The sequence below is a fragment of the Microbacterium sp. genome (genome assembly GCF_036823965.1).
In the GTDB taxonomy this organism is placed as follows: Bacteria; Actinomycetota; Actinomycetes; order Actinomycetales; family Microbacteriaceae; genus Microbacterium.
Map to the genome: position 1 here is coordinate 133,685 of NZ_DAITBE010000003.1, position 20,123 is coordinate 153,807.

The 20,123-nt window shown below is 69.7% G+C and carries 18 protein-coding genes; 7 read left to right on the forward strand and 11 right to left on the reverse strand.

Annotated elements, in window-relative coordinates; genetic code table 11:
• Positions 1–4: 4 nt before the first annotated feature.
• Positions 5–1,174 carry a phosphoribosylformylglycinamidine cyclo-ligase gene (gene purM / locus V7Z82_RS06860; RefSeq protein ID WP_334149407.1) on the reverse strand — a complete coding sequence of 390 codons (1,170 nt, stop codon included), beginning with the start codon at positions 1,172–1,174 and terminating at the stop codon, positions 5–7.
• A gap of 85 nt (positions 1,175–1,259) precedes the next feature.
• Here purM and V7Z82_RS06865 point away from each other — a divergent pair, with 85 nt between their 5' ends.
• Entirely contained in the window at positions 1,260–1,865 is a 606-nt protein-coding gene (locus tag V7Z82_RS06865) for a zinc-binding alcohol dehydrogenase (RefSeq protein ID WP_334149411.1), read from the forward strand.
• Positions 1,866–1,900: 35 nt separating this feature from the next.
• Here V7Z82_RS06865 and V7Z82_RS06870 read toward each other — a convergent pair whose 3' ends face one another.
• Both V7Z82_RS06870 and V7Z82_RS06875 read right to left on the reverse strand, forming a co-directional pair.
• The gene (locus V7Z82_RS06870; RefSeq protein WP_334149414.1) at positions 1,901–2,215 is read right to left on the reverse strand and encodes a potassium transporter Trk; all 315 of its coding nucleotides are present in this window, start codon (positions 2,213–2,215) and stop codon (positions 1,901–1,903) included.
• 278 nt (positions 2,216–2,493) lie between these two features.
• On the reverse strand, positions 2,494–7,068 hold the full coding sequence (locus V7Z82_RS06875; protein WP_334149416.1) for an HtaA domain-containing protein: 4,575 nt from the start codon (positions 7,066–7,068) through the stop codon (positions 2,494–2,496).
• Positions 7,069–7,231: 163 nt separating this feature from the next.
• On the opposite strand from V7Z82_RS06875, the gene V7Z82_RS06880 reads away from it, so the two are divergent.
• Genes V7Z82_RS06880 through V7Z82_RS06890 form a run of 3 tightly spaced genes read left to right on the forward strand, consistent with a single transcriptional unit; the run spans position 7,232 to position 10,181 of the window.
• Positions 7,232–8,341, forward strand: a complete 1,110-nt coding sequence (locus V7Z82_RS06880; protein ID WP_334149418.1) for a heme/hemin ABC transporter substrate-binding protein — start codon at positions 7,232–7,234, stop codon at positions 8,339–8,341.
• Positions 8,338–9,411 (forward strand): FecCD family ABC transporter permease, encoded by a 1,074-nt coding sequence (locus tag V7Z82_RS06885; protein ID WP_334149419.1) that lies wholly within the window; start codon positions 8,338–8,340, stop codon positions 9,409–9,411. The genes V7Z82_RS06880 and V7Z82_RS06885 overlap by 4 nt, the downstream gene beginning before the upstream one ends.
• Complete coding sequence (locus V7Z82_RS06890; RefSeq protein ID WP_334149421.1) at positions 9,408–10,181, forward strand: heme ABC transporter ATP-binding protein; 774 nt, start codon at positions 9,408–9,410, stop codon at positions 10,179–10,181. Before V7Z82_RS06885 ends, V7Z82_RS06890 begins: the two co-directional genes overlap by 4 nt.
• A gap of 216 nt (positions 10,182–10,397) precedes the next feature.
• On the opposite strand, the gene V7Z82_RS06895 is transcribed toward V7Z82_RS06890, so the two are convergent.
• The 3 genes from V7Z82_RS06895 to V7Z82_RS06905 form a co-directional block, all read right to left on the reverse strand.
• The gene (locus tag V7Z82_RS06895; protein WP_334149423.1) at positions 10,398–10,841 is read right to left on the reverse strand and encodes a GNAT family N-acetyltransferase; all 444 of its coding nucleotides are present in this window, start codon (positions 10,839–10,841) and stop codon (positions 10,398–10,400) included.
• A complete protein-coding gene (locus V7Z82_RS06900; protein ID WP_334149425.1) occupies positions 10,838–11,194 on the reverse strand; it encodes a hypothetical protein in 357 nt (118 codons plus the stop codon). Before V7Z82_RS06900 ends, V7Z82_RS06895 begins: the two co-directional genes overlap by 4 nt.
• A 61-nt stretch (positions 11,195–11,255) precedes the next feature.
• Positions 11,256–11,624: a sterol carrier family protein gene (locus V7Z82_RS06905; RefSeq protein ID WP_334149427.1), complete on the reverse strand. Its 369-nt coding sequence runs from the start codon at positions 11,622–11,624 to the stop codon at positions 11,256–11,258.
• A 60-nt stretch (positions 11,625–11,684) separates the two neighbouring features.
• Between V7Z82_RS06905 and V7Z82_RS06910 the strand changes: the two genes are divergently transcribed.
• On the forward strand, positions 11,685–12,356 hold the full coding sequence (locus V7Z82_RS06910) for an NUDIX hydrolase (RefSeq protein ID WP_334149429.1): 672 nt from the start codon (positions 11,685–11,687) through the stop codon (positions 12,354–12,356).
• Between the two features lie 130 nt (positions 12,357–12,486).
• Positions 12,487–13,764 (forward strand): phosphoribosylamine--glycine ligase, encoded by a 1,278-nt coding sequence (purD, locus tag V7Z82_RS06915; protein ID WP_334149431.1) that lies wholly within the window; start codon positions 12,487–12,489, stop codon positions 13,762–13,764.
• A 124-nt stretch (positions 13,765–13,888) separates the two neighbouring features.
• On the opposite strand, the gene V7Z82_RS06920 is transcribed toward purD, so the two are convergent.
• The 5 genes from V7Z82_RS06920 to V7Z82_RS06940 all read right to left on the reverse strand — a co-directional run bounded on the left by V7Z82_RS06920 (position 13,889) and on the right by V7Z82_RS06940 (position 19,021).
• Positions 13,889–14,617 carry an amino acid ABC transporter ATP-binding protein gene (locus V7Z82_RS06920; RefSeq protein WP_334149434.1) on the reverse strand — a complete coding sequence of 243 codons (729 nt, stop codon included), beginning with the start codon at positions 14,615–14,617 and terminating at the stop codon, positions 13,889–13,891.
• Positions 14,614–16,086, reverse strand: a complete 1,473-nt coding sequence (locus V7Z82_RS06925; RefSeq protein ID WP_442927597.1) for an amino acid ABC transporter substrate-binding protein/permease — start codon at positions 16,084–16,086, stop codon at positions 14,614–14,616. Before V7Z82_RS06925 ends, V7Z82_RS06920 begins: the two co-directional genes overlap by 4 nt.
• Before the next feature lie 122 nt (positions 16,087–16,208).
• Complete coding sequence (locus V7Z82_RS06930) at positions 16,209–16,739, reverse strand: GNAT family N-acetyltransferase (protein WP_334149436.1); 531 nt, start codon at positions 16,737–16,739, stop codon at positions 16,209–16,211.
• A gap of 105 nt (positions 16,740–16,844) precedes the next feature.
• Complete coding sequence (locus V7Z82_RS06935) at positions 16,845–18,401, reverse strand: DHA2 family efflux MFS transporter permease subunit (protein ID WP_334149438.1); 1,557 nt, start codon at positions 18,399–18,401, stop codon at positions 16,845–16,847.
• Positions 18,398–19,021, reverse strand: coding sequence for a PadR family transcriptional regulator (locus V7Z82_RS06940; RefSeq protein ID WP_334149440.1), 624 nt, complete (start codon positions 19,019–19,021; stop codon positions 18,398–18,400). Before V7Z82_RS06940 ends, V7Z82_RS06935 begins: the two co-directional genes overlap by 4 nt.
• Positions 19,022–19,155: 134 nt before the next feature.
• Here V7Z82_RS06940 and V7Z82_RS06945 point away from each other — a divergent pair, with 134 nt between their 5' ends.
• The gene (locus V7Z82_RS06945) at positions 19,156–20,034 is read left to right on the forward strand and encodes a phosphoribosylaminoimidazolesuccinocarboxamide synthase (protein ID WP_334149442.1); all 879 of its coding nucleotides are present in this window, start codon (positions 19,156–19,158) and stop codon (positions 20,032–20,034) included.
• Positions 20,035–20,123 lie beyond the last annotated feature (89 nt).

Sequence of the window (20,123 nt, forward strand, 5' to 3'; positions counted from 1 at the left end):
GGGATTACTTCGCTCCGTCCGCGTATGCTCCGACGAGGCGAACCGCTCCGCCGTCGACGCCCTTGGCGCCCTGTTCGAACTCTCCGGCCGGACGCGCGCCGAAACCGACGGTGCCGACCTGCCACGACGGCATGCCCTCCGCGTTCAGCGCCGCGATCGCGGCATCCTTCTTGTCCGCCGCGATCACCGCGAGGAAGCCGATGCCGAGGTTCCAGGTGCCCTCGGCGGACTCGAGCGTGGATCCGGCGATGTCGCTGAGCACCCGGAAGATCGGGCTCGGCGACCACGTGCTGCGGTCGACCTCGGCCCAGCTGCCCTGCGGGAGCACGCGCGCGAGGTTCGCGGCGATGCCGCCGCCGGTGACGTGGCTGAGCGCATGGACCGCGCCGGTCCCGCCCTGGGTCCCTGAGCTCCCGCCCTGGGTCCCTGAGCCTGTCGAAGGGCCGAGCGCGTCGATCAGGCGCAGCAACGGCAGCGTGTACAGGCGGGTGGGCTCGAGGAGCGCCTCGCCCCAGGTCGAGCCGAAGTCGGCCGCGTTGTCGCCGTAGCCGATGCCGGCGTTCGTGATGATGTGGCGCACGAGCGAGTAGCCGTTGGAGTGCAGTCCGCTGGACGAGACCGCGATCACGGCATCCCCGTCCTGCACGCGGTCCGCGCCGAGGATGGCATCGGCCTCGACCACGCCGGTCGCCGCTCCCGCCACGTCGTAGTCGCGCGGTCCGAGCAGCCCCGGGTGCTCGGCGGTCTCGCCGCCGACCAGCGCGGTGCCGGTCGCGGAGCACGCCTCGGCGATGCCGCGGACGATGTCGGCGATGCGCTGCGGGACGACCTTGCCGCAGGCGATGTAGTCGGTCATGAAGAGCGGCTTCGCACCCACCACGACGATGTCGTCGACGACCATGCCGACCAGGTCCTGGCCGATCGTGTCGTGCTTGTCGATGGCCTGCGCGATCGCGACCTTCGTGCCGACGCCGTCCGTGCTGGTCGCGAGCAGCGGGCGACGGAAGTCGCGCAGCGCGCTGGCATCGAACAGGCCGGCGAATCCGCCGACACCGCCGAGCACTTCAGGGCCGTGCGTCGCGCGCACGGAAGACTTCATCAGCTCGACGGCGAGATCGCCTGCAGCGGTATCGACGCCGGCTTCGGAATAGGGATTGGTGGGGGAGGCAGCCACCTGAACAGCCTACCGCCCGAAGAGCTCATGGGAATCCGTGCGACAGGTCTCGGATGCCGGAGCCTCAGCGCCCTACGATGGGGCCATGGCCGACAAGCCGCAGTGGCTCATCCGCGAAGACGCGAGCGTTCCCGTTCTCGTCGCGCTCGCGCTGCGCCAAGCGCTCGGCATCCGCGTGCCCGAGGATCTGCCGAGTCTGCGCGAGCTGCCGGTCAGGGCGCCGGATGCCGTGGACGCCTCCCCTGAGCTCGAGGCGCAGTGGCGCGAGTACTGGGACATGACGGTCGAGCCGCGAGCCCACCGCTCCGAGGTGCCGCTGGAGCTGATCGAGGGGTTCGACACGCTCGTCGCGCTGCCGGCGACCGGCGCGGAAGCGCTCACCGAGGCGATCGTGCCGCAGGCGGAATCCGCACTGCGCTACGCCAGGGCCGCGCACGACCGATACCTCAGCTCGATCAAGAGCAACCGTGGAGGCGACGCCTACCGCGCCTACGCCAGCGCGATCGCGGAGTTCGAGCGGGACATCGGGCGGCGAGCCCACTCGTTCGAGCTGAACGTGCAGGTGCTGCCGTTCTCGCAGCGCGGCATCTGGTGGATCGGGGCGCTGACGGTCGCCGTCACCGACGGGCTGCGGCGCGACGTGGTCGCGTTCGACGGCGCGATCCGGCCGGTGATCGCCGAGCTGGCCTGAGGGCCGAGCTGGCCTGATCGCCGAGCCGGCCTGCGTCAGTCGGCTTCGATGATCGTCTCGCGGTCGACGCGCACGACGCGGTCGTGGCGACGCGCGAGGCGCTCCATGACGAGCCCCGCGATACCGCCGAGGGCGATGCCGATCGGCGCGGTCCACAGCAGCAGGAAGCCGAAGACCTGACCCGCCGGGTAGACGACGTCGAGCGCCTGCGACTCCTCGAAGCTGCCGGTGAAGGTGAGGATCGCCGCGGCAATGACGCCCAGCACGCCACCGATCGTCATCAGCACGCCGTACCGCGGCACGTGGCGCACGGTCGCTTCGACGGTCTGGTGGGAATCGGTGGAGGACATGCATCCATTGTCCCACCGTTCCCTGTGGCCCAGTACCCGTGCTTCGACAGGCTCAGCAACCCAGCGGGCGGGGCTCGGCAACCCAGCGGGCGGGGCCCAGCAACCCAGAACGGCGGCATCGGCGCGCGACGTGCAGGGAGATGTGCGAACCGCAGGATGAAACGCCGAGGAATCCTCCTGCATCCGGCACATCTCCCTGCACGTCGCACGCATGTTGGACGCAAGACGAAGAACGGCCCTCCCCGCGTCCGCCGCGGGGAGGGCCGTTCGGCTTGTGATCAGACCTCGGTCGTCACCTCGGCGGTCTCGTCCTTCGTGTTCCGACGGGCGATGAGCACGCCACCCGCTGCGGCGAGCGCGACGACGACCAGGCCGCCGACGATCCACGGCCACACGGGTGCACCCTCGGAGTCGACGGGCTCGGAGATCGCGGTCACCGCAGTGGTGGCCTCGGACTCCGTCTCCTCGTCATCGGCCGGAGCGGCGACGCCGCACTCCGTGTTCACCGGGATCACCGCGGTCACCGGGTCGAGCGCCTCACCGGCGGCATAAGTGCCGAAGGCGGCCGCGCCTGCCTCGGTGAGCGACGTCGGGATCGCGTCGAGCGACAGCACGCCGTCGACGACTGCGGCGTCCCCCACGGCGAACTCCGCGAGACGGACACCCGGCTGGTCGACGCTCGCGCCGTCCTGCGTGGTGCCGGTCACGTCGAACACCAGGTAGCCGGTGCTGCCGGCCAGCTCGACCCTGGCGTTGGCGAGCGTCGTGTTCAGCGCGCCGTCGTGGCCCGTGAAGTTGATGCTGCCGCCGTACGTCACAAGACCGGTGAGGGTCTCGTCGTCGAACGATCCGCTGCCGTTCGCCCACACGTAGTCGGGGTACTCGTAGGCGACGTCGGTCAGCGTCCAGCCGCCCTTCGCGATGCCCTCGATGTAGGTGCGGAACGACTCCTTGTAGCCCCACTTGAGCGAGGCGCCCTCGACCGTGCAGGCACCGATCACGGCGGCAGCACGCGTCAGCGTGAACTCGAGGCCACGGGACACCGAGCCCTGCAGGGTGAGCGTGTGCGCGCCGTCCTCGAGGCTCGCCGGCAGCGTGCCCGTCCAGGTCGCGTTGCCGGCGGCATCCGCCGTCACCGTGTCGAGCAGCACGGGCGTCGAGTACACGACGACCTTGATGTCGGCCTCGTTCGGCTGGAATCCGGATGCCGAGAACGTCGCGGACTGCCCGGACTGGAGCGCTGCGAGGTTCTCGTCATCGATCCGGATCCCGGTGCTCGCCGGCGGGGTCGCCGGGAGGGTCGCCTTGGCCTTCACCGCAGCGGCCGCCACGGTTCCGGTCGTGCCGGACGGCGCCGCAGCGACGGAGCCGATCGTGAACGACACCGGGTCGAGCGTCGTCGAGAAGCCGGACAGCACGCGGTTGCGCCCGTCGGCCGTCAGCGTCGCCGGCGCGGCGCTGTAGGTGACCGCGCCGTTGGCCGTGGTCTTCGACGCCCTGGAGAGATCGAGCGTGGCGAAGGCCACCTGCGCTCCGCCGTGGGTGACGAACAGGGTCGCCGCGCCCGCAGCGCTGATGCTGATCTGCGGGTTCGAGACCGTGACGTCGAGCACGCCGGCGTGGCCGGTGAAGCGCACCGAGCCGCGGTACACGACGCTGCCGACGCCGGTCGCGGCGTTGTAGTCGCCGCCGACCGTCTGGCCGAACTGGAACTGTCCGCCCGAGCGGGTCGCACCGTTCGAGACGTCGATCGCGCCCTTGGCGATCTGACCCGTCACGTAGTTCGAGAACGACGTCGAGATCGCCCAGCGCAACGAGCCACCGGGTACCGCTGCGCCGGGGGGCGTGACCGGCGGGTTCGGCGTCTCGGGCTTCGTGCCCATGAGGTCATCCCACTGCGCCTCGGTGATCGTGACTGTCGAGCGTGCGAGGAGGGTGTCGGCGGTGGGCAGCGAGTGCTGCTTCCAGACGATCACCTCGTACGTCTTGGTGCGATCGAGCGTGGAGGCAGCCGTGTTCAGGTCGATCGTGAACGCCTCGAGCGTGACGTTCTGCACCCACTGCATCGCGAGGAAGCCGCCACCGGCCGTGACGCTGCCCTCCGTGCCGGCCTCGATCAGCGCGACGTACGCACCTGGCACGTCGCCCAGCTGCGCGGCGGTCGATGTGACCGTCAGCCCCTCAGCGGCGGTCGCCGTCTTCACCGTGTTCTTGACCACCGGGGAGGTGACTTCGCCGAGCAGCGACTTCCACTGCGCGTCGCTGATCTTCACGGTCGAACGCGCGAAGATCGTGTCAGCCGTCGGCAGGGTGTGCTGCTGCCAGACGATGACCTCGTAGGTCTTCGTCCTGTCGAGGGTGTTCGCTGCCGCGGTCAGGTCGACGCTGAAGGCGCCACCCGAGATGCCGCGCACGTACTGCATCGCCAGGAAGCCACCACCCGCGGTCACATCCGCCTCGGTGCCCTGCTCGATCAGCGCGACGTACGCGCCGGTGATGTCACCGAGATTCGCTCCCGAGGTGGCGAGCGTCAGGCCATCGGCCGCCGTCGCCGTCTTCACGGTGGTCGAGACGGATGCCGCCGGTGCCGGGATCAGGGCGTCCCACTGCGCGTCGCTGATCGTGACGGAGCTGCGGGCGTAGATCGTGTCTGCGGTCGGCATCGTGTGCTGCTTCCACACGATCACCTCGTAGTCCTTCGTGCGGTCGAGCGAGTCGGCCGCTGCGGTCAGGTCGACGCTGAAGGCGCCGCCCGAGATGCCGCGCACGTACTGCATCGCCAGGAAGCCACCACCGGTTGTCACGTCCGACTCGGTGCCCTGCTCGATCAGCGCGACATATGCGCCGGCGATGTCGCCGAGCTTCGTCCCGGCCGCGGTGACGATCAGGCCGTCGGCCGCGGTGGCGGCCGTGACTGCAGCGGTGACGAACGGGGTGAGGCCGTAGTTCAGGGCGACGCTGCGCTCCTGATCCGCGTTCGTGACGCCGCCGGCGCCGTAGGTGTACACCCCGTAGGTGCCAGGCGTGGCCGGCGTGTCCTTCAGTGTCAGCGTGGCTTCGAACGTGCCGTCAGCCGCGATGTCGACCCACTGCGCGCGGATCGCGCCCTGGTACTGCGCCGGCACCTGGTTCAGCACGCCCTCCGAGAGCGCCCAGACCTGCGCGCCGACCGAACGCGTCGAGCTCGCCGCACCGGTCGAGGGCTGCCAGGCGGAGCCGAAGTTGCCGAACACGACGTACGTGCCCTGCGGGAGGTTCGAGGGGATCGGCACGCCGCGTCCGCCGACGTTCGCCGTCGGGTCGTAGCCGCTGCCCTTCACGACGACCGTGTCGCCGGCCTTCAGCGCGACGCCCTCCGCGGGGGTGGTGCCGTCGGCGAGGAACACCGAGATCGACGCATCCGCCGGCTCAGGCGCGATGACGTCCCAGTCGGCGTCGCTGATCGCGACCGCCGAGCGCACCAGGATCGTGTCGGCATTCGGCAGCGTGTGCTGCGTCCACACGATCACCTCATAGGTCTTGCTCCGGTCGAGCGATGCGGCGGCTGCGGTCAGGTCGACGCTGAACGCGCCGCCCGAGATGCCGCGCACGTACTGCATCGCCAGGAAGCCACCACCCGAGGTCACGTTCGCCTCGGTGCCGGTCTCGATCACGGCCGCGTAGACGCCTGCCGCGGTGCCGAAGTCCGTGCCCTTCACCGTCGCGGTGATGCCGGGGGTCGGCGTGGAGACAGCCGAGGTCACCGTGATCTTGGGCGCCACGCTGTAGTTCAGGGCGACGCTGCGCTCCTGGTCGGCGTTCACCACGCCGCCGGCGCCGTAGGTGTAGACGCCGTAGGTGCCGGGGGTCGCCTTCGTGTCCTTCAGCGTCAGCGTGGCCGAGAACGAGCCGTCCGCTGCGATGTCGACCCACTGCGAGCGGATCGTGTCCTGGTACTGCGACGGCACCTGGTCCAGCACGCTCTCGGCGAGGCCCCAGGCCTGCGAGCCGACGGAGCGGGTGCTGGATGCTGCTCCTGCGGAGGGCTGCCATGCGGACGCGAAGTTGCCGAAGACGACGTAGGTGCCCTGCGGGAGGGTCGAGGGGATCGGCACGCCGCGGCCGCCGACATTCGCGGCCGGGTCGTAGCCGGTTCCCTTCACGACGATGGTGTCGCCTGCCTTCAGCGACGCGCCGGCTGCCGGCGTGGTGCCGTCGGAGAGGAAGACCTCGATCGCGGCATTGTCGGGGACGGTCGGGCCGGTACCGGGGTCAGTCCCCGGATCCGTACCGGGGTCGGTGCCGGGATCCGTACCGGGGTCGGTGCCGGGATCGGTGCCGGGATCCGTACCGGGATCCGTGCCGGGGTCGGTCCCCGGATCGGTGCCAGGATCAGGCGTCTCGGTGCCGAACACGGCATCCCACTGTCCGCCCGAGATGCTGACGTCGCCACGACCGTAGATCGTCGAGCTGTCGGGGTTCGAGTGCTGCTGCCAGATGAGCACCTCGTACGCCTGCGTGCGGTCGAGCTTGTCGACCGGGGCGGTCAGCGTGAAGGAGCTCGCACCGGCCGAGACAGCGGGGAACGGAATCGCGAATGCCGCGTAGCCGCCACCCCCGGAGAGTCCGCTCTCCGTACCCTTCACGATGAGCGCCGCGTAGACGCTCGCGACATCGGGGAGACCGGATGCTGCGACCTGCACGGTGACACCGGAGGTGCTCGCCGAGGTGACGGTTGCGTTCACGGTCGCGCCTGCCGCGTGTGCCGGCGGAGCGATCACGGCACCGGCCGCGATCAGGACGAAGGAGATGAGGGCGGCGAGCAGCACGCGTATGCGGGCGCTCCCTGTGGGTGCTGTGGCTGTGGCGTTCACGGTTCTCCACGGCTCCGGGCACGCGGAAGAGCACGCGCGCCGGCGGTGCCGCAATGCAGTCGGGCGAGGGGTAGGGTTTTGGTTAGGCTTACCTCAGCAAGCTTCATTCCTGAGCGTAGGGGGGTGGAGGAGAGCGCGTCAAGTTTTAGGCTAGCCTTGCCTAATGCGCCGCGTTCCCGTCGTCCTTCTCGCCGCCGCTCTCGCGCTCGGTCTCGCCGGGTGCGCTGGGCCGGGCGCGACCGCCGCACCGCCGGCATCCGAAGCCGTCGACAGCTGCCCGCAGGCATCCGTCCCCCTCGCGGAGCTGGACCTCGTCGACGACGTGCGCGCCGTGACCGGCGGCTCGACCGCCTGCCTCTCCGACCATGCGATCGACCCGGTCGACGACGACACCGCTCCGAAGCTGCCCGTCACCGTGACCGACAGCGAAGACCGCGAGATCGCGATCACCGACGTCGACCGCATCCTGCCGATCGACATCTCCGGCACCATCGCCTCGACCGTGTTCGCGCTCGGACTCGGCGATCAGGTCGTCGGCCGCGATGCCTCGACCATGTTCGCCGGCACCGAAGACCTGCCCGTCGTGACCAAGACCGGCCACACGCTGAACGCCGAGGCGATCCTCGAACTCGCGCCCACCGTGATCCTGACCGACACCACGATCGGCCCGAAGGAGATCCGGCAGCAGCTTCGGGATGCCGGCATCACCGTCGTCGTCATCTCCAGCGACCGCCGCCTCGACACCACCGACGAACTGGTGACCGAGATCGCCACCGCGCTCGGCGTGCCGACCCGAGGGCAGGCCCTGATCGAGCGGCTCGACACCGACCTCGCGGCAGCGCAGGCCGAGATCGGCGCGGTCGTTCCCGCCGATGTCGAGGACCGTGCGCGGATGCTGTTCCTCTACGTGCGCGGCAACGCGAACATCTACTACATCTTCGGCGAGGACTCCGGGGCGGACTCCCTGATCGACGCGGTGGGCGGCGTCGACGTCGCCGCCGAGATCGGCTGGGAGGGCATGAAGCCGATGACTGCCGAGGCGCTCGTCGCCGCCCGCCCTGACGTGCTCGTGATGATGACCGACGGACTCGAATCGGTCGACGGCATCGACGGACTCATCGAGCGGATCCCGGCGATCGCCGAGACGCCGGCCGGAGCCAACCGCCGCGTGATCGACATGGCTGACAGCGAGATCCTCAGCTTCGGGCCGCGCTCAGCCGACGTGATCGGCGCGCTGGCCCGCGCGCTCTACGCGCCAGAGCCCGCGAAGTGAGCGGCGAAGTCGTCACCAGCACCCCGTCGACGCATCGGGGGCTGCGCTTCACCCTCGTCACGATCGGGCTGCTCGCCGCGCTCGTCGTCACCTGCATCGTGTCGATCACGAGCGGGCAGTACTCGCTCTCCCCGACCGACCTGATCGGCGTGCTGCTGCGCGGCATCGGGATCGACACCGCCTGGGCGCCCACCTCGGCGACCGACTACGGCGTGATCTACAACCTCCGACTCCCCCGCCTCGTGCTCGGTCTGCTCGTCGGCGCCGCGCTCGCGGTGTCCGGCGTGCTCATGCAGGCGATCTTCGGGAACCCGCTGGCGGATGCAGGGGTCGTCGGCGTCTCCTCGGGAGCCGCCCTCGGCGCCGCCGCGAGCATCACGCTGGGGCTCGCCTCCTTCGGCATGTGGACGACGCCCGCGTTCGCGTTCCTCGGCGGCCTCGTCGCGGTGCTCGCCGTGTACTTCATCAGTCGCTCCGGCGGACGCACCGAGGTCGTCACGCTGCTCCTGACCGGCATCGCGATCAATGCGATCGCCGGCGCCGGCATGGCATTCCTCACGTTCCTCGGTACCACCTCGACGCGCGAGCAGATCGTGTTCTGGCAGCTCGGCTCGCTCAACGGGGCGCTCTGGGCGAACGTCGGCCTGGTTGCGCCGCTCGTCGCGATCGGCGTGGTCGTCGCACTCATCGTGTCGCCGCAGCTCGACCTCTTCGCCCTCGGCGAGCGCACTGCCCGCCACCTCGGCGTCAACGTCGAGCTGCTCCGGATGGTCGTGATCGTCACGGTCGCGGTGCTGGTGTGCGCGGCTGTCGCGTTCGCCGGGATCATCGGCTTCGCAGGGCTCGTCGTGCCGCACCTGATGCGCATGATCATCGGACCGGCGCACCTGCCGCTCATGATCGCCTCGGCCATCGGCGGCGCGCTCCTGATCGCCGTGGCCGACCTCGTCGCACGCACCGCCGTGCCACTGGCCGACCTGCCGATCGGCATGATCACCTCGCTCGTCGGCGGGCCGTTCTTCCTCTGGCTGCTGGTGCGCACCCGGCGCCGCTCGGGTGGCTGGGCATGAGCGCCCGGCTCCGCGCGAGCGGCATCACGGTCCGTGTCGGCGGCACCCGCGCGATCCTCGACGCGGCTTCGATCGAGGTCAGCGCGGGCGAGATCCACGCACTGGTCGGACCCAACGGCGCCGGCAAGTCGACGCTCTTCGGCGTGCTCGCGGGCGACGTGTCTCCGCACGCCGGGTCGGTCGCCCTCGACGGAACGCCCATCACGGGGATCCGACCGCAGGAGCTGGCGCGTGCGCGCGCGGTGCTGCTGCAGGAGAACGCCGTCTCGTTCCCGTTCAGCGCCGAGCAGGTCGTGCGGATGGGTCGCGCGCCCTGGGCGCGCACCGGCGCTGCCGACGATGACGATGAGATCGTGGCGGCAGCCATGGCGGCGACCGAGGTGCTGCCGCTCGCCGATCGATCGGTGACATCGCTCTCCGGCGGCGAGCGAGCCCGCGTCGCCCTGGCTCGCGTGCTCGCGCAGCGCACCGGCATCCTGCTGCTCGACGAACCGACCGCCGCGCTCGACCTGAAGCACCACGAGGATGTCATGCGGCTGATCAGGGCACAGGCGGATGCCGGGATCGCCGTCGCGATCGTGCTGCACGACCTGAACGCGGCCCTCGCGCACGCCGACCGGGTCACCCTGCTCGACGGCGGCCGCGTCGCGGCATCCGGCACCGCGGCAGAGGTCCTCACCGCCGAGCGGATCGAGGCCGTCTACGGCCAGCCGGTCGACGTCTTCCCGCACCCGAGCACGGGCGTGCCGCTGGTGGCCGCGCGGCGCTGAGACGGGCACGCCTTGCACCGTGGCTCCTCGCCGCGACTCCGCGACGCGCGTTCATGATGCAGGGAGAAGTCACGTATGCAGGGAGGATCCGCCCGATCCTCCCTGCATCCCGAACATCTCCATGCAGGGCGAATACGGCGCTGAGCGGGGCACCGAGCCGACCCGTCGACCGACCGACCCGACCGAGCCGACCGAGCCGACCGCGGGTACGCAGGCCTAGCGCGTCGACGGAGCCTGGGTCGGATGCACCGGAAGGGAAGCGGCCGGGCGGACCAGCGCCGTGCGGTCAGGAACCGCGAATCCGAACTGCTCGTAGAGGCCGTGCGCATCGCTCGTGAAGAGCGTCCAGCGGAAGTGCGCACCGGGGCCGTCATCGATCATGGCCTGCACGATCCGCTTGCCCAGCCCATTGCCGCGATGCGCCTCGACCACGATGACGTCGGCGAGATAGGCGAAGCCGAGGCCGTCCGACACCGCGCGGGCGAAGCCGACCTGCTCGCCGGTCTGCTCCTCGTAGACGCCGATCACCCGCCAGGCATCGCGGATCTGCGCCTCGATGTCGTCGCGGCTGCGCCACTTCGCCCAGTAGACGTCACGCAGGGCTCCCCACACCATGTCGGTGTCGATGCGGTCGAGCGCGTCGTCGACGACGTAGCTCACGAGACCGGCCGCCCGTCGTCGTCGAAGCGGACGCCCTCGGCGAGCAGCCGCTCCATGGCCTCGTGGTGCACGACGCCGCGCTTGCGCGGATCAGGTTCGAGCAGCTCGAGGAGGACGCCCCTCGTGGTGTTCGGATGATTCGCGACCTCGATGCGCACGCCCCAGAACCGGTCATGAGCGAACTGCGAGAGCGAGGCCGCATCCGCCGCCGGATTGTGCGCGGCCGCCGCGCGGATCGCCTGATTGGGGTCGAACACGAGTGCTTCGAACTCCTCGGGCGTGCGCGCACCGCGAGCCAGCTCGTACCGGCGTTCCTCATCGGCGATCTGTTCCGGTGTCTTGCGCTTGCCCACAGCAGTCCCTTCGTCTCGTCACTGTCACGCTACTCGGCACCGGAGACAGCACCGCGCCCGCTCATGGGCGCAGCGGCAGCACGTCCAGGAGGTCGGCCCGCGTGCCGGAGGCATGGATACGACCGGATGCCGCGGCATCCGCCCAGTGCTCCTCGCCCGTCGCGACCGCGATCCAGGTCTCGGCATCCATCTCGACCACGTTCGGCGGCGTGCCGCGCGTGTGTCGCGGGCCCTGGATGACCTGCACCGCGCCGAAGGGCGGCACCCGTACCTCGACGCTGTTGCCCGGCGCCTTCTCATCGAGCAGCTGCAGCAGGTACCGCACCGCGGTCGCGAGCGCCGTCCGCGGTGGCTTCGAGCCATCGGCATCCGCTCGTCGGACGGCGTCGAGCGCCGTGCGTCCGTCGATGATGTCGATCTTGCGAGCCATGGGAATCAGGGTACGCCGCCGCCCGACGCCCGACGCACGCGGCAGGCATAGGCTCGGAGCATGAGCACGCAGCATCCGGAAGGCGCACGCGCCGAGCTGCTCGCTGCAGCGTCCGGCCAGTCCTGGGGTGGCCCGTTCCCCGCCCTCCTCGACCCGGAGAGCGCGCACGACGCCGCCGTGCTGATCCTGTTCGGCGTGCTCGACTGCATGCCTGCGCCGACGTGGGATGCCGCGGTCGCCCGCGACCTCGACGTGCTGCTGCAGCGCCGAGCACCGACGCTCTCCTCGCATCCCGGGCAGGTGTCGTTCCCCGGCGGCCGCACCGAGCCGGGCGACGCGGATGCCGCGGCCACCGCGCTGCGCGAAGCGGAGGAGGAGACCGGACTCGACCCCGCCGGTGTCGAGGTGCTCGCGACGCTGCCCGAGATCCCGCTCGCCGCGAGCAATCACCGTGTGACGCCGGTGCTCGGCTGGTGGCGCACGCCGTCGCGTGTCGCAGCGGTCGACCATGCCGAGACCGTCGAGGTGTTCCGCGTGCCGGTCGCCCAGCTGCTCGACCCGGCCACCCGATACACGTCGGTGCGAGCCTTCGGGGATCGCACGTTCCGCGCTCCGGCGTTCGATGTCGACGGCACGATCGTGTGGGGGTTCACGGCCATGGTGCTGAGCGGGCTGTTCGACGCCGCCGGCTGGACCGTGCCGTGGAACGTCGACGACGAACGGCCCGTCTGAAGCGAGCCGCACGGGTCGGGCCCTTCGACAGGCTCAGGGACCCAGGGGGCGGACGCTCAGGGACCCAGGGGGCGGACGCTCAGGGATCCGAGGCGGAAATCCGGAGCGGGACCCTCGGTAGTCTGGACGGGTGAAGATTCTCGTCCTCGGTTCCGGTGCCCGTGAGCACGCGATCATCCTCGCTCTGCGGGCAGAGCAGACGGAGCACGAGATCTTCGTCGCTCCGGGCAACGCCGGCATCGCACAGGATGCCACCCCCGTGTCGCTCGACCCGCTCGACGGCGGCGCGGTGACCGACTTCGCCAACGAGCACGCGATCGACCTCGTCGTGATCGGCCCGGAGGCCCCGCTGGTCGCGGGCGTCGCCGACGCGCTGCGAGCCCGCGGTATCCCGGTGTTCGGTCCCGGCAAGGCCGCAGCGCAGCTCGAGGGATCGAAGTCCTTCGCCAAGCGCATCATGGACGAGGCCGGCGTGCCGACCGGCCGCGCCGCACGCGCGACCACGGTCGCCGAGGTCGAGGCCGCGTTCGACGAGCTCGGCGCCCCGCACGTCGTGAAGGCCGATGGTCTGGCGGCCGGCAAGGGCGTCATCGTCACCTCCGACCGCGCCGAGGCGCTCGCACATGCCGAGCAGTATCTGCCCACCGGGCCGGTGCTGGTCGAGGAGTTCCTCTCCGGCCCCGAGGTCTCGTTGTTCTTCCTCAGCGACGGCGACACCGTTCGGGCGCTCAGCCCGGCGCAGGACTTCAAGCGCGCGCTCGACGGCGACGCCGGCCCCAACACCGGCGGCATGGGCGCGTACTCGCCGCTCCCCTGGCTCGCCGAGCAGTTCGGCAGCGAGCAGGAGTTCACAGCCCTGGTCACGCGCGACGTCGCGCTGCCGGTGATCCGTCAGCTCGACGCCGAGGGCACCCCGTTCATCGGCCTGCTCTACGCGGGCCTCATCCTCACGCCCGCCGGCGTGCGCGTGATCGAGTTCAACGCGCGCTTCGGCGACCCCGAGACGCAGATCGTGCTGCCGCGCCTGGTCACGCCGCTGTCGGAGCTGCTGTTCGCCGCCGCATCCGGCACCCTCGAAGACCAGCCGGAGCCCGAGTTCAGCGATGACGTCGCCATCACCGTGGTGCTGGCGAGCGAGGGCTACCCCGAGGCGCCGCAGACCGGTCGTCCGATCGAGGGGCTGGCGGATGCCGCGTCGGTCGAGAGCGTTCGCATCGTGCACGCCGCGACCGCCGCGCCCGACGCACCCGGCGGATCGCTCATCGCGACGGGTGGCCGCGTGCTGAACGTCGTCGCCGTGGCATCCGATTTCCGCACCGCTCGCGACCGCGCGTACGACGCGATCTCGCGCATCACCCTCGACGGGTCGCAGTACCGCACCGACATCGCCGCCCGCGTCGCGGAGTAATTCCCGCCTCCGCTTGTGCCGAGCGGCCCCTTTTCATGCGAACGGCCCCCGTGAGTGCTGCACTCAAGGGGGCCGTTCGCACACAGAGGGGCCGCTCGGCACGAAGCGGCAGCAGGCAAGAGCGTCAGAGCACCTTCGAGAGGAAGTCCTTCAGGCGCTCGTTCTTGGGGGCGCCGAACAGGTCGGCCGGAGCCGCCTCCTCGACGACCACGCCGCCGTCCATGAAGACCGTGCGGTCGGACACCTCGCGGGCGAAGCCCATCTCGTGCGTCACGAGCACCATCGTCATGCCGGCCGATGCCAGGTCGCGGATGACCTGCAGCACCTCGCCGACCATCTCCGGGTCGAGCGCGCTGGTGGCCTCGTCGAACAGCATGATCTCGGGATCCATCGCGAGTGCGCGCGCGATGGCCACACGCTGCTTCTGTCCGCCGGAGAGGGATGCCGGCTTGGCATCCGCCTTCTCCTGCAGCCCCACGCGCTCGAGCAGCGACATCGCCCGCTCCCGGGCCTCAGCCTTCGAGAACCGGCCGAGCTCGATCGGAGCCAGCGTGATGTTCTCGAGCACGGTCATGTGCGGGAACAGGTTGAAGTGCTGAAAGACCATGCCGATGCGCTGGCGCACCTCGTCGAGCTTGACGCTCTTGTCGGTGAGGTCGACGCCGTCGATGACGACCTTGCCGGAGGTGGGCTCCTCGAGCTTGTTCAGGCAGCGCAGCAGCGTCGACTTGCCGGAGCCCGACGGGCCGATGACCGCGACGACCTCGCCGTCATCCACCGTGAGGTCGATGCCCTTGAGCACCTGGTTGCTTCCGAACGACTTGTGCAGATCCTGCACGGCGATCTTGCTCATGCGTTGAACGTCCTCTCCAGGCGGTTCGCGAGCAGCGTCAGCAGCGTGATCACGACGAAGTAGATGATGGCGACGATCGTCAGCACCTGCGCCGACAGGTACGTCGAGGCGATGATCTGACGCGAGGCGAAGGTGAGCTCCGCGAGGCCGATGACGCTGATCAGCGACGTGTCCTTCAGGGTGATGATGCCCTGGTTCACGAACGACGGGATCATGATGCGGAACGCCTGCGGCAGGACGACCTTCTGCATGGTCTTCCAGTGGCCGAGGCCGAGCGAGCGCGATGCCTCGGCCTGGCCGGGATCGACCGCCTGGATGCCGCCGCGGATGATCTCGGTCATGTACGCACCCGTGTTGAGCGAGAGCGTGATCGCACCGGCCACGAACGGGTTGAACTGCAGACCCGGGAACAGCTGCGGGATGGCGAAGAACACGAAGAACGCCTGCACCAGGATCGGGGTGCCGCGGAAGACGTAGACGTACGCGGTGGCGAGCCAGCGGAACGGCAGGAACTTCGAGATGCGTCCGAAGCCGAACACGATGCCCAGGATGAAGGAGGCGACGAGTGCGACGAGTGTCGCCAGGATCGTGAGCCAGAGACCGCTCATCAGGGCCGGCCAGTACTTCACGGCGACCGAGATGATGTCGGTCGGCTGCGCGCTGGTCTCGTCGGCGCTGAGGTAGGTGTCGACGATCTCGTCGTACTCGCCGGAGTCCTGGAGGTTCGCGAGTCCCTCGTTGAACATCGAGAGCAGCTCGGGGTTCATCCCCTTGTTGACCGCGAAGCCGTACTCGCCGCCGAGTTCCGGCTCACCGACCAGGCGGAAGCCCGACCCCTGCTGGATGCCGTAGGCGAGCACCGGGAAGTCCTCGAAGTAGCCGACCGCCTGGCCGGCCTTGACGGCATCCACCATGTCGGTGGTGTCGCTGTACGGCGTGACACGGAAGCCGTACTCGTCCTCGTTCTCCTCGGCGAAGGTCTGCCCCTGGGTGCCGGTCTTGACCGCGACGGTCTTGCCGTCGAGGTCGTCGAGCGACTGGATGTCGCTTGCCTCGAGCACGCCGAGCTGGATGCCGCTGGTGAAGTACGGGTCGCTGAAGTCGAAGGCCTGCTTGCGCTCGTCGGTGATCGACATGCCCGCCATGACGGCGTCCACCTGGTTCGACTGCAGGGCCTGCAGGGCCGCGTCGAATCCGAGCTGACGGATCTCGACCTCGAAGCCCTGATCCTTCGCGATCGCACGGAGCAGGTCCATGTCGATGCCGACGAGCTCGCCGTCGGCGTTCGTGAACTCGAACGGCGCGAAGGTCGTGTCGGTGCCGATCACGTACGTCTCGGTCTCGGCGTTCGCCGCAGTGGCGCCGCCGAGCAGCGCTCCGATGGCGACGAAGGCCGTCAACACCGTGGCCGTGGCTGTACGACCGAGTCGGCGCAGCCTCCCGGCCGCGGAAGAGGGATTTCGGATCACGACGGATGCTCCTCGATCGGCGGTGACGACCGGACGGGCGCCGAGAAACCACCCTAGTCAACACTTGGACGCAGTCCGGAATGCCGGTTGCCGCTGACACCGCCGCTGCGGAAGCCGTTCGGCTAGAGCGTGATCCAGTAGCGCCGCAGCATCGGGTGCCCCTTCTCGGACTGATCCCGGACATCCTGCAGCACGCCGCCGGCGCCCTCGATCGTGCGCGCCGACCCCTCGTTGTCGTCGTCGCACGTCACGAGCACGCGGTCGAGACCGATCTCTCTCGCGCGGTCGAGGGCGAGAGCGAGCGCTGCGGATGCATACCCCTGACGCCGTCGCGATGCCCGGACCGCGTAGCCGATGTGACCGCCGACCTCGCGCAGATAGTCGTTCAGCGCGTGCCGGAACGAGAGGAAGCCGACGACCTCGCCCTCGTCGACGATCCAGTACAGGTCGTTGTGGACCCGTCCCTCCGGCGGCGCGACGGTCGTGTCCGCGAGCGTGATGGACTCGGCGACGAGCGCGTCGAGCGTCGCCCGATCCGGCGTGACCGGCGACTGGAGACCGGACCCGTCGATGTGCCCGTCACCGAACTCGGCGACAGCGGCTGCCCAGCTGTCGAGCAGGCGGCTGGTCGGGCGCAGGAGTTCCGTCGTCATCACGACAGCACACCAGATCGTCGTCGGAGTCGCAAAAGGACACGCTGATGCCGGACACGACACCGCCCCCTGCACCGGAGGGAACAGGGGGCGGTGTCGCGCGGGTCACTCGGCCGGAGTGGGAACCGGCGCAGACGGCGCGGATGCCTCCGGCTGCGGGGCCTTCGGAGCGCCACGCAGGAACAGCGAGGCGATGAGCCCGATCACGATCACACTGGCCGGCAGCAGGATGGCCTGCGACATCGCCGCCGAGAAGCCGTCGGCGACGGCAGCGGGCAGTGATCCGCCCGAGCCGATCGAGCCTGCGGCGTCGTCCATCCCCGGAAGGTTGGCCTCGAGGCGCGCCTGCATGAACGTCGCGATCGATGCCGATCCGACCACCGAGCCGATCGTCCGGGTGGTGTTGTAGATGCCCGCTCCGGCGCCGGCCTGGCGCATCGGGAGCATCCGTGTCGCCGTGGTCGCGAGCGGACCCCACATGCCGGCACTGCCGATGCCGAGGAGCGCGGACGGGAACAGGAACATCCAGATCTCGCTGTCCATGTTCACCAGCGACGAGTACCAGAGCAGCGCGATGGAGAAGAAGATCAGGCCGGGGATGAGGATGAGCCGCGGGTCGGTGCGGTCGAGGATCTTGCCGGCGAGCGGTGCGAGAACGCCCGAGAACACGGCCATCGGGATCATCAGCAGCGCAGCCTGGGTGGGGGTGAGCCCACGAGCGATCTGCAGGAAGAACATCAGCGGCAGCGACATGCTCGTCACCGCGAAGCCGACCGTGGCGATCGCGATGTTCGCGCCGGAGAAGTTGCGGTCGCGGAAGAGCTCGAGCGGCACGAGGGCCTCGCTCTTCGTCTTCCACTGCTGCAGGATGAACACCGCGAGCAGGACGAGTCCGGCGATGATCAGGCCCCACACCGAGATCGGGCCCCAGATGACACCCCAGTCGTACTTCTCGCCCTCCTGCAGGCCGAAGACCACGAGGAAGATCGCGACGGCGCTCAGCACGACACCGAGGATGTCGAAGCGATGCGGATGCGTCTGCAGCTTCGGCACGAGGATCCACGCTGCGATGAAGGCGATCACGCCGACGGGCAGGTTCACGAAGAAGATCCATTCCCAGCCGAGGCCGTCGACCAGGACGCCGCCGAGCAGCGGTCCGACCAGGGTCGCGACGCCGGCCGTGGCACCCCAGAGACCCATGGCCGCACCGCGTCGGTTCGGCGGGAACGTCCGGGTGATGACGGCCATGGTCTGCGGCGTCATGAACGCCGCGCCGAGACCCTGCACGGCACGTGCCGCGATCAGGCCTTCGAGCGAGCTCGACAGCCCGCACCAGAGGGAGGCGAGCGTGAAGATCGCGAGACCGATGAGGTAGATGTTCTTCGGTCCGAAGCGGTCACCGAGGCGGCCCGTGATGAGCAGCGGCACAGCGTAGGTGAGCAGGTAGGCGCTCGTGACCCACACGACGTTGTCGAGGTTGTTCGTGTTCGGGTCGAGTGCGGCCTTGATCGCCGGATTCGCGACCGAGACGATCGTGGTGTCGACGAGGATCATGAAGAAGCCGATGACGAGCGCCCACAGGGCGGGCCATGGGCTCTTGGGGCGCTGCCCCGCGGCGAACGTGCCCGTGTCGGGTCCCGTCGCCTGGCGTGATTCGGTCATTGCTGTGCAGCCTTTCGCTGAGCGAGATAGCGGTCTGAGTCGGTGAACGCCGACGGCCCCCAGGGGAGTTCGTCGCCGTCGAGCCTGGTGAGGAATGCGTCGAGCCAGCGCAGCTCGGCCTCGAGCAGCACCTCCTGGCGCTCGATCTCGACGAGCACCTGGGCGGGGACGCCCTTGGCGTGCGCCTTGACGAGTCCGTCGCGATGCATCGCGTGCTCCTCCACGAGCGCGGTACGGCGGTCGCCGAGCAGCTCGACCACGTCGTCGCGTTCGAGGTTGTGCGACTCGGCGAGCGCGATGCGGAACTCGGCCGGACGATCGACGCGCGGCAGCTCGCGCTGCACCCAGGCGACGACAGCGCTGCGTCCGGCATCCGTCAGCGTGTAGGTGGTGCGCTCAGGACGGTTGCCTTCGCGGTCGATGCCGACCTCGTCGAGCAGGCCCGTCTTCTGCAGGCGCGAGACCGTGTGGTAGAGCGTGCCGTTGGTGATCGTGAGCAGCCGGTCGTCGTGGCGCGCACGCAGCAGCCGCACCATCTCGTACGGGTGCATGTCGCTCTCGCGCAGCAGTGCGAGCACCATCACGCCCATCGGCGTGAGCGTGTCCACGGGGTCTTTCATCACCTACTCCATCTCAATTAGTCCACGTGGACTATACGCCCGTTCCGGCATCCGATCAAGTGGTCCGGTGTGGTTGATTCAGCCGCGAGGACATGCGGAGACGATGCCGAGCGGATCACCGGGATAATGGGCGGGTGAGCACACCTTCAGAAGGATCAGCACAGAGCATCCCCGGCTGGCGGCACATCTACTCGGGCAAGGTCCGCGACCTGTACGCCTCGGAGGACCCGGGCGACACCCGCATCCTCGTCGTCGCGAGCGACCGGGTCAGCGCGTTCGACTTCGTGCTCTCCCCCGGCATCCCGAAGAAGGGCGCCGTGCTCACCGCGCTGAGCCGCTGGTGGTTCGCACAGCTCGACGACGTGCCGAACCATCTCGCCGATGGCGACATCCCGGCCTCCGTCGAGGACCGCGCCATGCTCGCGCAGTCGCTCGAGATGCTGCCGATCGAGTGCGTCGTCCGCGGGTACATCACTGGGTCGGGCTGGGCCGAGTACCAGGAGAGCGGCACGGTGTGCGGCATCCCGCTTCCCGCCGGCCTGCAGAACGGCGACCGCCTGCCCGAGCCGCTGTTCACGCCCGCCTACAAGGCGCCGATGGGCGAGCACGACGAGAACATCACCTTCGAGCAGACGGTCGAGCTCGTCGGGGCCGAGCGGGCGCACGAGCTGCGCGAGGCCTCGCTCGCGATCTACTCCCGTGCCGCCGCGATCGCCGAGGAGCAGGGCCTCATCCTCGCCGACACGAAGTTCGAGTTCGGGACGGATGCCGACGGCACGCTGCGCCTGGCCGACGAGGTGCTCACGAGCGACTCGTCGCGGTACTGGGATGCCGAGGCGTGGCGCACCGGCACGACGCCGAGCGAGCGGATGGCCAGCTTCGACAAGCAGATCGTGCGCGACTGGCTCGCCGCGAACTGGGACAAGCAGGGCGAGCCGCCGCTGCTCCCCGAGGACATCGTCGACCGCACGGCCGACCGGTACCGCGAGCTCCTCGGCCGCCTCGGGGTCTGACCCGCGGCATCCGGCGTCGACCGCGGCATCCACCGTCGCCCTCGGCATCCACCGTTGCCCCGAGCGAGCTGCAGGGAGATGTTCGACCG